The organism is Caballeronia sp. LZ032 (assembly GCF_031451315.1).
In the GTDB taxonomy this organism is placed as follows: Bacteria; Pseudomonadota; Gammaproteobacteria; order Burkholderiales; family Burkholderiaceae; genus Caballeronia.
In genome coordinates this window covers 2,561,579-2,575,774 of record NZ_JARUXP010000001.1, presented here as the reverse complement: position 1 = coordinate 2,575,774, position 14,196 = coordinate 2,561,579, and the positions used below count along the sequence as shown (strand labels likewise).

Genomic DNA, 14,196 nt, shown 5'->3' with positions numbered 1-14,196 from the left:
TCAACCATGACCCACAAGACCAAGATCATCCTCGTCAAGCACGGCCAAGTGTCGGCCATCGCCTTCCCCGGCGAGCGCATCGACAACACCTACGGCACGGTGGCGGCTGAAGTCCCCCACGATCACCCGATCGGCGTGGGCGACCATTACCCGGCGAAGGACGCAGTCCCGGCAGAACCGGTGAAGGCGAAGGCCGGCAAGAAGGTCACCGAGACCCCGGCCGCATAATGGTCGACCAGTTCTCGTTCCGGCAGCTTCTGCTGGTACTGGTCGGAATGGGAGTAGTCATCGGGATCGGTAAGCTCTTGGCATCCGACGAGAAGTTCTCGTGGCGTCTGGCAGTCGGCCGCGCCATCGTGAGCGCCGGCCTCTCAGTGGCCGCTGGCGCCCTCATCGCGTTCATCCCGGGCCTGAACCAGATGGCCCTCATCGGGCTGGCAGCAGCCTCCGCAGTGATCGGTGAGCAGTTCCTTGAGAAGCTCATCCACCTGAAGTCTGAATGACCAAGGGACGCCCTGAGCGTCTCACAGTCCTCGGGCGTCGGTTCAGTGTGACCGATGTCCCCGAGGACATGCGTGGCGTCGTCTACGGTCTCATGGACCCGGACACCCGGCGACTTCACATCGCCGACGACATGACCGGCTTCGACACGGTCGACACCCTCATTCACGAAGTGATGCACGCGATCCGCTACACCCAAGGCCGTGAGAACGGCGGAGAGGTGGAGGAGGACTACGTGCGCTCACTGGCGACCGGGATCACCAACGTGTTCCGGGACAACCCCGGGTTCCTCCGGTGGATCGCCTCGACTCTCAAGAAGGATCAGACATAAGCGACAACAGCGACCTCATCCGGCAGAAGTTTGAAGACTGCCTGATCGAGGGTCTGAAGGGCCAGCCCCTGACGACGAAGGACGGAGTCGTACGCGACCCGTCGACGGAAGAGATGGTATTGGTCGCGCCGGAGGCATCGTTCCTCTCGGTGGTCCGTGCGTACCTCAAGGACCTGACGGGCGACGCCCCGAAGGACAAAGCCCCGACGACCGGGAAGGCGCAGGGACTCCTGGCGGAGTTCGAGCGTAAGTCGAAGCTGCCGTTCGGGCAGCGTGCGAATTGAGCGGACGCCCTTGGTGGTGGGCCTCGGATGATCCTCTTCGCGAGGACTTCCGGAACATGGCCTATCTGGTCTGGGAGCACATGGGCCTCCCAGCCCCGACTCCGCGTCAGTACGACATCGCCTACTTCTTACAGTTCGGCTGGGCCGGGTATGGGGTAGACGATGACGGCAACATCTTCGAGTGGTTCGGCCCGGAGGACGTAGAGCCGGATCGCGCCGGCGTGCGCCGTCTCGGTGACGCCGACGAGAAGTTCCGAGAAGACATCATCGAAGCTTTCCGAGGCATCGGGAAGTCATACCTGACCGCAGCGTTCGCGCTGTGGCGGCTGTACCGCAACCCCTTCAGCGAGAAGATTCTCGTGGTCTCGGCGTCCGGCACGAAGGCGAAGGAATTCGTCTCGATGGCGAAGACGCTCCTGATGACCATGCCGATCTTCGAGCACCTCGTGCCGCGCGAGGATCAACGCGACACCGCGTGGTCGTTCGACGTGAACGGCGCCTCGATCTCCCAGTCCCCCTCGGTGAAGGCCGTGGGTATCACTGGGCAGATCACCGGCTCCCGCGCCACGCTCATCATCGCGGACGACATCGAGGTCACGGACAACTCCCGCACCGAGGAAGCTCGGGAGCGGCTGCTGCACAAGACCAACGAGTTCTCAGCGATCAAGGTGACGGGCGGGGCGGACACGATCTTCCTCGGGACACCTCAGACCGAGGAGTCGATCTACACGAAGCTCATCCGCAGCATGGGCGCCACCGGCTGGATTCTGCCGGCCCGGTACCCGATGGCGGACAAGCGAGACTCCTACGTCTTCAAGCGGGAGGGAAAGACCGACCTGGACTGCCTCGCGCCCTGTGCGCGTCGCGTGGACCGGGACCCGGGACTCCAGTGGAAGCCCACGGACCCCGAGCGGTTCAACGAGATGGAACTGACGAACCGGGAGGCCAAGGGCCGCTCGTACTTCGCCCTGCAGTTCCAGTTGGACACCTCCCTGTCGGACGCCGAGCGGTACCCGTTGAAGCTCCACGACCTCATCGTGATGGCCGCGAACCCGTTCAAGGCTCCGCAGATCGTCCAGTGGGGTCACGATACCGGCCACAAGAACAAGCGCACCGACCTCCAGAACTTCGGCTTCACCGGGGACTACTGGCTGTCACCTCTGTTCATCGACACCGAGTGGCGGGAGTATGAGCAGTCGCTCCTGTTCGTCGACCCGTCTGGCCGAGGGAAGGACGAGACCGCCTGGGCCGTCGTGAAGACGCTCAACGGCATGCTGTACGCCGTGGAGTCCGGTGGTGTCTCGGGAGACCCGGGGACGGCTATGGCTGCAATCGCCGCCGCCGCGAAGAAGCACAGGGTCCACGAGATCGTCGTCGAGCCGAACTACGCTGGCAACATCTGGATCAACGCTTTCGAGCCGGTCCTGACCAAAATCTGGCCGGCCGAGAAGGTGGGCGACACCGCTGGCTGCACTGTGCGGGAAGCGGAGTGGAGCCGGGCACAGAAGGAACTCCGGATCATCGAGACGCTCGAGCCGGTCATGGCGACCCACCGTCTTGTCGTTGACGAGGCTGTGGCGGCTGATGCCGTCCTGATGTACCAGTTGACTCACGTGACCCGCGAGCGCGGCTGCTTGACTCACGACGACCGCTTGGACGCACTGGCCGGCGCCGTGGCCGCTTTGATGGCTACGCTCCGCGTGGACGTCGATCAGGCTGCGAAGGAGATGAAGGAGGCCGAGGAGGACGCCCTGCTCGAGGAGTTCGTCGAAGGGTGTCTACGATCCGCTGCCGGTGAATACCAGCAGCGCACCATCTATGGAGAAGAGGTATGGAGCTACGAGACGGGCAGGCACCTGTGACGCCCGAGGACGACTCAGTCGTTCCCTACGTCACGTGCCACGCCTGCGACGGTACGGGTTCGCTCCTTGATCCGGACGGTGACGTCCCTGACTACGGGTGGTGACTTAGCGACCCGAGCACGCTCACGGGCCTCCCTCTCCGCACGGGGAGGCCACGAAGCGGCCCAGAGGACCACGATGACGAAGATGAGTCCGAGGACAAGGAACGGTGCAAGCATGGTCAGTAGAGTTCTCTGGTGCGCCTCTGCTCCGCATTGAAGTCTGAGCACCCCTTGAGTGCCGCCTGCTGCATACCCGAAGGGGAAGCACCACGGTACTCTTGGGACGTCCATACGTCTCGCTGGAGGGCTTGGTAAGTGTCGATGAAGCTTTGCCCCGGGCGGGCGTGTCGCAGGGCGTCCTGGGCCGCCTCAAGGGTCTCTCCGGCGTCTCGGGACACCACGGCCTCACGGGCAATCTCAGCGTAGGTCTGGCAGTCGATGATCTGCGGGCGATGCGCCCAAGCGGCGGAGGTGGAAAGCAGGAGGAGCGCTGCGATGGCGGTTGTTTTCATTATGGTCTCTCAGAGTCCCCGGGTCGTCCCGGTGTTGGGCAGATTGTAATATCGGCTGTAAACTCCTGACAATAGAGGGGCGCCTGAAAAAATATCCCGAAAATGCGTGACAAGGTGTGTTCGGCCGCGCGGGCGCGAATCCCCCGTGCCCTCCCCGGTCGGCTCATGGCCGGCACCACCCCGGAAGTGAGGCTGGACGGAAGCGCGGCGGCAGGGCTGGGACGGCAGGCGAGTCCCCACGGCAGGCCCCACGGTGCACAGGACGGCGGGCGCAATCCCTTGCTGCGTAAGGCTCTGAGGGTATTGGGCATCGGACTGGTATGACGATGGTCCGGGAGTCGCTGGACGGCGGGTGAGTCCGGGCGCGTCACTGGACTGAGGCAGGAGGAGGGACAAGCGGGTGTTTGTGAGTGCATGCGTGCACTTGCGAGCACCTGTTTTATTGCTCTCACGGTCCGGAGGCATAGGGACGGCCTAGTGACCTCTCAGCCCTCGCGTGCTGCGCACGCTCGGAACAAACGAGGGACGCACCTGCCGCGCATGCCCTCCTATGACTCACCGTGAGTCCCTTTGATGGTCTCTGATCTGCCTGGGCGATATGCGGGCGCATCGTCCCTATGACTCATCCTGACGGCGGGCGCATTGATTGAAACCGCACAGGGTGAAGGCCCAAGCCAATCCGGGCGATTGGCACTGTGCTTTCTCTTTTGTGTGCAGGTGCTATCGACCACTGAAGACTGGCGGGCGCGTCGCTGTGAGTCACTACGCGGGCTAAGGGTCTGCCGCTGACGATCGGATTAATGTCCCCACGTTTCAGTCAACTAATCAACAACTCGCTTTACATGCGATGAGACCTGACCTATAGTCCGTCTCACGGTGCCGCAACGCACCACCCGACTAACGCAAGTTGATGAGTGCAAGGGGCTTTACCATGACTCAGATTGACATTACGCTGTCTATCAATGACGCGGCAAACCACATCATCGCGAACGATCTGGACTACGCGGACCATGCTGACCTCCCGCAAGGCTACACGCTCGCCGCGCATGCTGACGGCGTCTGGGTTGTTGACGCCCGCTTTACTTGCAACATGGACGATATGCCGCGCGTCGTCCGCGTAATCAACGCGCCTCTCTGGGGCCGCAACCTAATCGAGTGCTGACCATGACTGACCGCATCATCGCAACGTGCACCTATGCAGCCATCGCGCTGTTCCCGTGCGTCTCTGGCCTCATGGCCGTCATCGTTTTTCGTATCGCTGGGGTATGACCATGCTGGACTTCTGGACGCTTGATGACATCGCTGACGCGGTCCCCGCCATCGCTGAGTATCTGGAGGAAACCCGCGCGGCAGAGTAGCGCAAAACGATGAGGTCGAAACGCTTCACTGTGAATCAGGGGGCGTCTGCGGATTGGGTCCGCACTGAAGAGACCAATCAAGGGGAATAGAGATGGCACGTTTGACCGTACGCGTTCAGGGTGAATGCAACCAGCAGGCGCTTTTCGACGTCATCGCGGGGCAGGGCCGCAACGTCACGGCGGCATGCGGCTTCGATCGGGGCGGGTGGACTGCCGTGGAATTCGACGTGAAGCCGGGTGAAAAGGATTGGGGAAAGCACCTCTCATCTCTGTTCCCGCGCATGCGGATGTCATTCGACATCGCGGTTTAACAGGTCGAAACCCGGGACGTCTCCGGGTCCGCACGTGAGGCGTGCGCTGACGAGACCAGACACTCAACTATCAAGGGGAATCACCATGACTGACCTGACCAACTTCGCCGACATTCTGGACGTCCGCGACATCATCGAACGCGTGGAGGAACTGGAGACCGAAGGCGCGAACATTGCCGACGAACGCGAAGACGCGGGACTCGAAGGCCCTGACGCTGACTGGGAGGCCGAAGAGGGCGCGGAACTCCGCACGCTTCGCGCACTGCTCGAGGACCTCGAAGGGAACGGCGGGGACCATCAATGGGAAGGCGTATGGTATCCCGTGACCCTCATTCGTGACTCGTATTTCACGGAATACGCACAAGAACTCGTGCAGGACATCGGCGACCTCCCGGCGGGCCTGCCGTCTTACATCGAAGTCGACTGGGAAGCAACCGCACGGAACATCCGCATGGATTACACCAGCGTCGAATTTGACGGCGTGACCTACTGGTATCGCTGAAAGTAGCGCGAATCGCTGTGAGGTCGAAACGCTACCTCGCGTAGCGTCTGCCGGTAGTGCCGGCACTGACGAGACCATTAACTACCGGAGAAACACCATGACTCACCTTTACGACGGCGACACTTTCACCCGCACTGGTCCTGACGGCGTGGAGCGCACCTTCCGCGTCAACTTCGAGCACGACACGGACGCAGACGCGCCATGGGAGCGCAATGATGGTCACGGCGTCGTCTCCGATTGGACCACGCGCGACAAGCGGCCGGGCGAGCGCGTGCTGACGTCTGACCGTGGCTCCTACCGCTACTACGACGTGCAGGAAAGCACGCGCATTGCAAAGCGGGACCTGTGGGACGCGCCTCCCTTCGGCCAAGGCACGCGAGCACAACACGCAGCACGCGCCGTAAATGCGGACTTCGAGTATCTGCGCCGTTGGTGCGCGGACCTGTGGTCCTACGTTGGCGTCGTGGTCACGTCGATCCCGGAGGGCGCGGACCCTGACGAGGTAGACACGGACTACTCCCACGCCCTGTGGAGGATCGAATCCGACGCGGAAGACTACCTGCAAGAGGTCGCGGCCGAATTGGCGGAAGAGATTGAACGCGAGCAAGTGAAAGAGGGCGCCGAGCGTCAGCACTGGGACGCGCGGGACGTCATCACGCGGTGAAGTAGCGCGAGTCAAAGAGGTCGAAACGCGCTACCCGGCGCGTCTCACGGTATCTCCGTGACTGATGAGACCAACACGAAGAGGTGAAGAGATGAAGCGCTATCACTGGCGTATGACAGACGACTACGGGAACGAGGTGAACCTAGATTGCGACTATGGGTCGCTGACGGTTGACGCAGCGTATGAATTCCACGCAGCCGGACGGGAGGCCGCATGACTCCCCGCGACCGCCTCCGCGACTCCCTGTACGCCGTCGCATGCTGGGCGTGCCTCTGCGCTCCGCTGTTCGTCGACTACTTGAACCGAGGGTAACCATGAGCCGCTACGGTTTCAAGGTGACTCACACAGACGGCGCGGTCCATTACTGGTATGCCTACGCAGACGCCGAACGCGCAGCATGGATCGATTTTGCTGCCCACTACGCGCCCATCACGCAGGTTTTCTGCGTGGCACTGGTGACCGATGAGAAAGAAGAGGAGGTCAATTAAAACGCGTTTTGAGCGGCCGGACGTCAAGTGGCTACCTCCCTATCCACCCGCCCATCCCAGAGGCACCACGGCCCTCCCAATGACCACCGCGATGCAGTTTAACGCGGGGCCTGTCAATCAATCCCCGAATTTGCGGCACCTTTCTGTTGCATCTCGTCGAATCGACGCCGTAAAGGGACGCGTAAAGTCCCGATTCGTCGGTGTAATGCAACAAGTCGTTACATGAAAGGGAAGAAATTACCGGCGCCGGAAGGCCCCGAAAAGTGGTTGAGCCGGGACGCGGATTAAAACCGCACAGGGTGATCCTGAGCCGTCCCTATGACTCTATAAGAGGTCTCTATGAAGAGGGGGAGCCACCCTCAGAGTCCTCCTACAGACTCATACACAGAAGCAACTTCTGAGTCTGAAGCCACGTCCTCCAATAAGAGAGGGCTGGAGATTTCATTGCTTGAGACGGGAACAGCCGCATCGTATGCTCTCGATTATTTTTACTCAGGGGAAAGTGAATGACAGTACAAATAGACGCTTCAGCCAAGGTCCTACGTAAGCGGTTTGGTACGTGGCTCAAAGAGAAGCGCGAGGACGCAGGGCTGACCCAATTGGACGTAGCGGCCTTCCTGGACTACGCGTACCCAGTCATGGTGAGCCAAGTGGAACGCGGTGCATCTGTGTTGCCTGAGCACGACCTCCGACTCTGGTCGGAAGTGTTACGAGTTAATTCGAAGGAATTCGCCAAGCAGTTTCTCTATCACTGCCGGCCCTTCATCTATGAATGCATGTACGGAGTCGACCCATATGTTCGCGAAAAGCTCCCCCGAGGAGCAAAAACAACCCGGAGCGCACCGGGTGTCAGGTCTCCGCGCCGTTCACCTCAAAGCAAGTGAGGCGTGGCCGGAGTTGGTGGGGGAATTCGAGGAGGAGTATCCAGAGACCCCATGGTTCTCTCTGGGAGTCGAAGAGTTCCAGATGGTCGTCGAGTTGACGGACTGCTACCGCGTCCGGACGTTCGAGGGACATCACCTTGTCGGCACGGACGACGTTGAGGCTCTCTGGGCTGCGCTGGTCCGCGTCATGGCGGTTCAAGGGTTCAGCCTTCGGGGGGTGTGATGGGCGTCTACAAGCGGCCGGACAGCGATGTCTGGTGGTATGAGTTCGAACTCAACAAGAAGCGCTACCGTGGGAGCACGAAGACCACGAGCAAGCGGGATGCGCAAGCGGTGCTGGTCGACAAGCGGCGCGAGGCGCAAGAAGACCAGCAGCAGGACCGGCTCGGGGTCAAGCGGTCGACCCTCTACGCCATCGCGCTGAAGTGGCTCGAGGCGTCTGAGACGACTCACGCGGATCACAAGAACAACTTGAGCCGTGTGCGCAAGCTGTTCGGGGACGAGTTGGTCCAGGAAGGCAAGGGGTGGACTCTGAAAGAGGGCAACCGCCCGGGCCTGCCCAAGGACCTGATGGTCCACGAGATCACGCAGGAGACTCTGGTGACGCTGAAGGGTCACCGGATGAAGGAAGGGAACAGCGCGGCCACCATCAACCGCGAGATCAGTCTCGTGCAGTCCCTGATGGGCTACGCGCAGTCCCTGAGCATCGTGATGCCCACGAAGCCGATTATCTGGTCGGAGCGCCGCAACCGCGCCGCGTCCCTCAAGATGAAGGAGTCGAAGGGCAAGCTGAGGTGGCTCACGATGGAGGAGGAGCAGAAGCTCCTGAAGGAACTGAAGCGCCGGGTGAAGCCGGGCGACCGTTCAGCCTCGGACAACTTGGACCTCGTCACGATGCTCCTCGACACTGGAGCGCGGTACGAGGAGGTCGCGGGACTTCGCTGGCCTCAAGTTGACCTCGAGGGCGCCGTCATCCACCTCTACCGGTCGAAGGTGGACAACGAAGGCGGTGTGCGGATGACGAAGCGCGTCCTTGCGATCCTGAAGCATCGCCGGGAGGAGACGCGGGGCCGGACGTTCGTATTCCCCGCGCACGTCATCACGGGGCAGGGTACGACGGACTGGGATCGGGCGGACGACTGCCGGGGCCATGCGACCGGCGCGATCCAAGCAGCGATCGACGCGTGCGAGTTGAACGACGACCCGACGCTGGACCGGGTGACTCCTCACACGCTCCGCGACACCTACGCGTCCCGGCTGGTTCAGGCCGGCGTGAGTCTGCTGAAGGTGAGTCACCTGCTCGGTCACGCGGACGAGTCGATGACGAAGAAGTATGCGCACCTGTGCCCGGATATGACGGGCAGGGAAGCAGCAGCGGTCCTCGACGGACTGCACGCGGATTAAAACCGCACAGGGTGACGACCCTATCGCCAGCGACTGCGACCGGACACTGCAAGAGCCGGGATGGCTGGAGGTAGGGTCTTCTTTTTGTCCCCACTGTAAAGCGAGTTGATGAGTTGTGAGATACTTACGACTCGCCGTACTCGGGAAGGCCCGGGAGATACCCGGTCAGCTTGTAGGCGGCAGTGAATTCGAACTGGCAGGACTCACAGACGTATTCCTGATAGACGCGTGCGGCTCCAACAGCGCAAGCGCCCATCGTTACATTCGGTGAGTTGCAGGAAGGGCAGATGAGGGATTCGAATCGCGTCACTGGGACCACCCAGTCGTCAGAGTCCATCACGATGTCTCTCCGAAGCGATCCGATGGTGACCCCACAGGCTGCACGGGGTCCCCACGTAGGGCACCACGGTAAAGCTCCCCACAGTAAAGTGACTTGCTTTACCCTGCTGTCTTTAAGATGTTGATTTTGAAGCAGATTCTGTTGGTAGGCCGTGCGTGACTCGAACACGCGACCAACGGATTAAAAGTCCGCTGCTCTACCAGCTGAGCTAACGACCCAAAAGAGGCGAAATTATAATCTGCGAATTGGCTTTTTGTCAACCAAACCGCATCGCAAACCGGCCAATGTCCTCAGAAAAAACGCCTGCGGCATGACTTCCCGCAGGCGTTCTCTCTCATTGCTTGCAGCAGGCCTCGATCACTTTACCTGCGACATCTTGCTCTGCGCCGTCGTCGCGACTTCCGTACCGGAGTATTGCGAGATGATCTGCTGGAGCGTCTGCTTGGCAGCCGCTTTCTGGCCTTGCTCGATCTGGTTGTTTGCGATCGCAAGCAGCGCTTCGGGTGCTCGCGGATGCGTCGGATAACTCTTCACCAGGTTCTGCCAGACCGCAGTCGATCCCTTGTAGTCGCGCTGGGCATAGAGCGCGTTGCCGAGCCAGTACTGCGCCGTCGGCTGATACGGGCTCTGCGGATACTTCGCCACGAACGTCTTGAACGACGCCGCGGCGTTCTTGTAATCGCCGCTACGGAATTGAGTCGACGCCGCGTTGAACGCTTCCGTCTCGCCGGGCTGCACCGAACCGGTCATGCCGTCGATCGTCTCCTGTTGCGGCTCGAATTTCTTAAGGCGCGAGTCGAGATCGGCGTAATAGTCCTTCTGCTGCTTTTGCAGCGTCACGACCTGGTTGGTCAGATCCTCGTTCTGCCCGCGAACCGTCGCGACCTGTTGATTCAACTGGTCGATGCGGTTCTGCTGATCGAGGATCGTGCGTTGCGCGGCCTGCAACTGATTCGACAGACTGTCGGTTTTCGTGCGCAGGTCGAGCACGGCCTTGCGCGCTTCGTTGTCGTCGAAGACGCCGGCGTGCGCGGGCACGCCGAACATCGTCGAACCCACCACGCAAGCGGCTGCGGCGGCGCGCAGCAAGGGAAAGCGATACAACATAGAGCGACTCACCCGTGACAGGTTACGTTACGTGATTACTGCTGGTATGCGAGATCCGCACGGCGGTTCTGCGCGTACGACGCTTCGTCGTGACCCGTCGCCATCGGCTTTTCCTTGCCGAGGCTCACGGCTTCCATTTGCGAATCGGCCACGCCCATCAGCGACATCGCGCGACGCACGGCTTCCGCACGCTTCTGGCCGAGCGCCAGGTTGTACTCGCTCGTGCCGCGTTCGTCGGTGTTGCCCTGGATCAGGACGTGACGCTCCGGATGGCTCTTCAGATACGACGAGTGTTGTTGCAGCAGCGGCTGATAGTCGTCCTTCACGGCGTAGCTGTCGAAGTCGAAGAAAATGCTGCGCTTGGCGAGCGGGCTGTTCGGGTCGTTCAACGGGTCGATGTTGACCTGCTTCACGTCCGTCGGGTTCGGCTGCGTGCCGACTGCACCCTTGTTCTGGCCTTCGTCGAGCTTCACGCCCGAGTGACAAGCCGCCAATGCGCCGACCATCGCAACTGCCAGGCCGATACGAAGTTTCGACATCATGGTACCTCTCCTTGTGTTGTAGCTGAACGTTGTATGTGAACGTTATTGCTGGACTTATTGCATGAACGGACCCCAGGACGGCTCGCGCACCGCACCGCCCTGTACTGACAAGACTTGCCGCGTGCGACCATCGGTCGATACGGCTGCCAACACGCCACGTCCGTTCACTTGGGTGGCGTAGAGGATGTACTGACCATTCGCCGCGAAGCTCGGCGATTCGTCATGCGTCGTGTCGGTCAGCCCCGTTGCCGTGCCGGACGCGAGGTCCAGCAAGTACAGCTTGAAGCCGCCGCCAGTGCGCGAAATGTACGCGAGTTGCTTGCCGTCCGGGCTCACGCGCGGGCTCGTGTTGTACGCGCCGGTGAACGTGACCCGCTGGGCCGCGCCGGCGCTTTCACCTGCCGCCGGCATCTTGTAGATCTGCGGCTGGCCGCCGCGATCGCTCGTGAAATAAATCGAGTTGCCATCAGGAGAGTAGAACGGCTCGGTGTCGATCGAGCTGCCCTGGGTCAGACGGCGCAGGCCGGAGCCGTCTGCATTGACTTCGAAAATCTGCGTGTTGCCGGTGCGCGAGAGCGCGACCGCGAGCTTGCGGCCGTCAGGCGACCACGCCGGGGCGCTGTTGTTGCCCTTCTGGTTCGACACGACCACGCGACGTCCCGTCGGCAGATCGTGGATGTACACCACCGGCTTCTTGCGCTCGAACGACACGTACGCCACCTTCGTGCCGTCCGGCGACCATGCCGGAGAGATGATCGGCTCGGGGCTGGAGAGGGCGATCTTCGCGTCCTGACCATCCGAATCGGAAATCTGCAACTGGTAGCGGCCGCCCGTCTGGATGACATAGGACAGACGCGTGGCGAACACGCCGCGGCCGCCGAGCAGCTTGGCGTAGATGTAGTCGGCGATCTTGTGCGCGCTCATGCGCAGGCCGCTTTCGGCGCTGACGAGCGACAGGCCGCCGAGGTTCTGCTGCTTGACCGTGTCGTAGAGACGGAAGCGCACTTCGTATTGACCGTTCGGCAGCTTGTTCACGCTGCCCGATACGAACGCGTCCGCGCCCTTGGCCTTCCAGGCGCCGAGATCGACCGTGTCGCCTTCGGAGACGGGCGTGCTGCCCGCGTCGATGTTCGTGAACTTGCCGCTGCGCTGCAGATCCTGGCGGATGATCGCGCTGACCTGCTGCGGCGAACTCGCTTCATTGGCGAAGTTGGCCGTGGCGATCGGGAATTGCGTGGAGCCGACGCCGGTCACGAGTACGTTCAACTGGGCGTGTGCGGCAGTGCCGGCTGCGATCAGGCAGGACGCGACCAGCGTTCTCAGGCCAAGCTTCGTCATCAAACTCATGCTGTATAGGTTCCAGAAAAAAGCGTTTTCAAGTGTCCGCGGATTGCAGAACAGACCCGCGGACGCACGATTCGTTCCCGCTGCTTAATGCAGGCTTTCAACGCGCCTTGGCTGCTGTTGCCAAGGCATCGCGTGTTCTGCGTCATCAGCTTCCGGCCGGGCGCAGCGTGATCGTGAAGTGATCGGGCGCCTTGCCGTCGGTGTCGACAGGCATCGGATCCGATCGTTGCACCGCGCGCAATGCCGCCTGATCCCATTGCTCGTTGCCGCTCGAGCGCGTGATGTTCGCCGACAGCAACGTGCCCGACGGCGAGCAGCGCACCGACACGACCGTCTCCAGTCCGGCGGTCTCACCCGCCCACACGATGTTCGGCCGCACGCGGCGCTGCACCTTCTCCGCATAGCCGGGCGAGGTCGCATTGCCGCCCGCGCCCTTGCCGGTGCCGCTCTTGGCAAGCCCTTCGCCGCTCGACGCCGTGCCGCCGCCCAGCTGACCCTGCAACTGCGCGAGGCGTGCCTTGCGCTCTGCATCGACCTTGGCCTTGGCTTCGGCGGCCGCCTTGGCTTTCGCATCGGCAGCGGCCTTGGCTTTCGCATCGGCGGCAGCCTTGGCCTTGGCGTCGGCTTCAGCCTTTGCCTTGGCTTCCTGCTGTTCCTTCAACTGCTCCTGCTTCTGTTCCTGCTTCTGCGCCTCGGCTTGCTGCTGGCGCTGCTTGTCCTGCTGTGCTTTCTGTTGTTGCTGCTTCTGCAATTCGGCCTGACGTTGCTGCTCGATCTGCTTCTGCTTGTCCTGCATCGCTTTCTGCTGCGCGGCCGCGGCTGCGGCGGCTTGCGCGGCCTGCTGCTGGCGCTTCGCTTCCGCTTCCTGCTGGGCCTGTTCCTGCTGGCGACGCTGTTCGGCCAGCTGCGCCTCGCGCGCGGCGGCTTCCTGTTGCTTGCGTTTCTTTTCCTGCAGCGCGATGTCCGCGTCTTCGTCCTTCGCGGGCGGCGGCGCCGGCGGCGCCTTCGCTTGCGGGACGGGTGGCGTGGGGGTGGGGCGGGGCGTCGGCGCGGGCGTGTCGGGGAGTTCGGTCCAGATCTCTGCTTCGGCGCCGGCGGGCGTGTTGTTCTGCCAGTTGATGCCGTGATACAGCAGCCAGATGAGCAGCAGATGCATCAGCGCGGCCAGCGCGAACGCGCGGCCCGTGCCGCGCTCGCGCGGCGGGCGGAGAGGGCGTGCGGACGCGCCGCGCGCTGGCTGATGCTTGTTCTGCGAAACGGTCATTGCGATTTGACGAGCAAGCCGACGCGCTTCACGCCGCGCGACTTCATATCGGACATCACGTTCATGACGACCTCGTACTTCACTGTCTTGTCGGCGGCGATCACGACGGGCTGGTCAGGATGCGACTCCTGGCGGTTCAGCACGAACGTGTTGAGATCGTCCTTGGTCATCTTCTGCTCTTGCGTGGCGCCGTCGTCGTTCTTGTAGCGGACGTTCATGCTGCCGTCGGCCTTGATGTTGATGACGACCGGCGGTTGCTGTTCCTGCGGTTGCGCATTGCCGACGGTTGGCAGATTGATGATCGAAGGCGAAACGAGCGGCGCCGTCACCATGAAGATGACGAGCAGCACGAGCATCACGTCGATGTACGGCACGACATTGATGTCGGCCATGGCGCGGCGCGAACTGCCGCGCATGCTGGAACGAATCGGGCCTGCCATCGAGGACTCCTTTC

General features: G+C 62.0%; 17 protein-coding genes and 1 tRNA gene. 12 read left to right on the top strand and 6 right to left on the bottom strand.

Annotation, left to right across the window (positions count from 1 at the left end):
- Positions 1 to 6: 6 nt before the first annotated feature.
- The 12 genes from QCE69_RS12080 to QCE69_RS12025 all read left to right on the top strand — a co-directional run bounded on the left by QCE69_RS12080 (position 7) and on the right by QCE69_RS12025 (position 9,142).
- Complete coding sequence (locus QCE69_RS12080) at positions 7 to 228, top strand: hypothetical protein (protein ID WP_309930895.1); 222 nt, start codon at positions 7 to 9, stop codon at positions 226 to 228.
- Positions 228 to 503 carry a holin gene (locus QCE69_RS12075; protein WP_309930893.1) on the top strand — a complete coding sequence of 92 codons (276 nt, stop codon included), beginning with the start codon at positions 228 to 230 and terminating at the stop codon, positions 501 to 503. The genes QCE69_RS12080 and QCE69_RS12075 overlap by 1 nt, the downstream gene beginning before the upstream one ends.
- Positions 500 to 832 (top strand): hypothetical protein, encoded by a 333-nt coding sequence (locus QCE69_RS12070; protein WP_309930891.1) that lies wholly within the window; start codon positions 500 to 502, stop codon positions 830 to 832. Before QCE69_RS12075 ends, QCE69_RS12070 begins: the two co-directional genes overlap by 4 nt.
- Complete coding sequence (locus QCE69_RS12065) at positions 796 to 1,116, top strand: hypothetical protein (protein WP_309930888.1); 321 nt, start codon at positions 796 to 798, stop codon at positions 1,114 to 1,116. Before QCE69_RS12070 ends, QCE69_RS12065 begins: the two co-directional genes overlap by 37 nt.
- 56 nt (positions 1,117 to 1,172) lie before the next feature.
- Positions 1,173 to 2,978, top strand: coding sequence for a phage terminase large subunit (gene terL / locus QCE69_RS12060; RefSeq protein WP_309930885.1), 1,806 nt, complete (start codon positions 1,173 to 1,175; stop codon positions 2,976 to 2,978).
- 1,484 nt (positions 2,979 to 4,462) lie between these two features.
- The gene (locus tag QCE69_RS12055) at positions 4,463 to 4,693 is read left to right on the top strand and encodes a hypothetical protein (RefSeq protein WP_309930883.1); all 231 of its coding nucleotides are present in this window, start codon (positions 4,463 to 4,465) and stop codon (positions 4,691 to 4,693) included.
- Positions 4,694 to 4,981: 288 nt separating this feature from the next.
- A complete protein-coding gene (locus tag QCE69_RS12050; RefSeq protein WP_309930881.1) occupies positions 4,982 to 5,200 on the top strand; it encodes a hypothetical protein in 219 nt (72 codons plus the stop codon).
- 85 nt (positions 5,201 to 5,285) lie between these two features.
- Positions 5,286 to 5,702 carry a hypothetical protein gene (locus tag QCE69_RS12045; protein WP_309930879.1) on the top strand — a complete coding sequence of 139 codons (417 nt, stop codon included), beginning with the start codon at positions 5,286 to 5,288 and terminating at the stop codon, positions 5,700 to 5,702.
- A 97-nt stretch (positions 5,703 to 5,799) separates the two neighbouring features.
- Complete coding sequence (locus tag QCE69_RS12040) at positions 5,800 to 6,366, top strand: hypothetical protein (RefSeq protein WP_309930878.1); 567 nt, start codon at positions 5,800 to 5,802, stop codon at positions 6,364 to 6,366.
- A gap of 314 nt (positions 6,367 to 6,680) precedes the next feature.
- Positions 6,681 to 6,854, top strand: a complete 174-nt coding sequence (locus QCE69_RS12035) for a hypothetical protein (protein WP_309930876.1) — start codon at positions 6,681 to 6,683, stop codon at positions 6,852 to 6,854.
- Positions 6,855 to 7,649: 795 nt separating this feature from the next.
- On the top strand, positions 7,650 to 7,961 hold the full coding sequence (locus QCE69_RS12030) for a hypothetical protein (protein ID WP_309930874.1): 312 nt from the start codon (positions 7,650 to 7,652) through the stop codon (positions 7,959 to 7,961).
- A complete protein-coding gene (locus tag QCE69_RS12025) occupies positions 7,961 to 9,142 on the top strand; it encodes a site-specific integrase (RefSeq protein ID WP_309930872.1) in 1,182 nt (393 codons plus the stop codon). Before QCE69_RS12030 ends, QCE69_RS12025 begins: the two co-directional genes overlap by 1 nt.
- A gap of 482 nt (positions 9,143 to 9,624) precedes the next feature.
- On the opposite strand, the gene QCE69_RS12020 is transcribed toward QCE69_RS12025, so the two are convergent.
- The 6 genes from QCE69_RS12020 to tolR all read right to left on the bottom strand — a co-directional run bounded on the left by QCE69_RS12020 (position 9,625) and on the right by tolR (position 14,182).
- Positions 9,625 to 9,700: transfer RNA gene (locus QCE69_RS12020), tRNA-Lys, on the bottom strand.
- Positions 9,701 to 9,839: 139 nt separating this feature from the next.
- Positions 9,840 to 10,589, bottom strand: a complete 750-nt coding sequence (gene ybgF, locus QCE69_RS12015; RefSeq protein ID WP_309918331.1) for a tol-pal system protein YbgF — start codon at positions 10,587 to 10,589, stop codon at positions 9,840 to 9,842.
- A 35-nt stretch (positions 10,590 to 10,624) separates the two neighbouring features.
- Positions 10,625 to 11,131, bottom strand: a complete 507-nt coding sequence (gene pal / locus QCE69_RS12010; protein WP_309809705.1) for a peptidoglycan-associated lipoprotein Pal — start codon at positions 11,129 to 11,131, stop codon at positions 10,625 to 10,627.
- 54 nt (positions 11,132 to 11,185) lie between these two features.
- Complete coding sequence (tolB, locus tag QCE69_RS12005; protein WP_309809704.1) at positions 11,186 to 12,478, bottom strand: Tol-Pal system beta propeller repeat protein TolB; 1,293 nt, start codon at positions 12,476 to 12,478, stop codon at positions 11,186 to 11,188.
- A 145-nt stretch (positions 12,479 to 12,623) separates the two neighbouring features.
- A complete protein-coding gene (gene tolA / locus QCE69_RS12000) occupies positions 12,624 to 13,742 on the bottom strand; it encodes a cell envelope integrity protein TolA (protein WP_309930869.1) in 1,119 nt (372 codons plus the stop codon).
- Positions 13,739 to 14,182, bottom strand: a complete 444-nt coding sequence (gene tolR, locus QCE69_RS11995) for a protein TolR (protein ID WP_309809701.1) — start codon at positions 14,180 to 14,182, stop codon at positions 13,739 to 13,741. The genes tolA and tolR overlap by 4 nt, the downstream gene beginning before the upstream one ends.
- Positions 14,183 to 14,196: the final 14 nt, after the last annotated feature.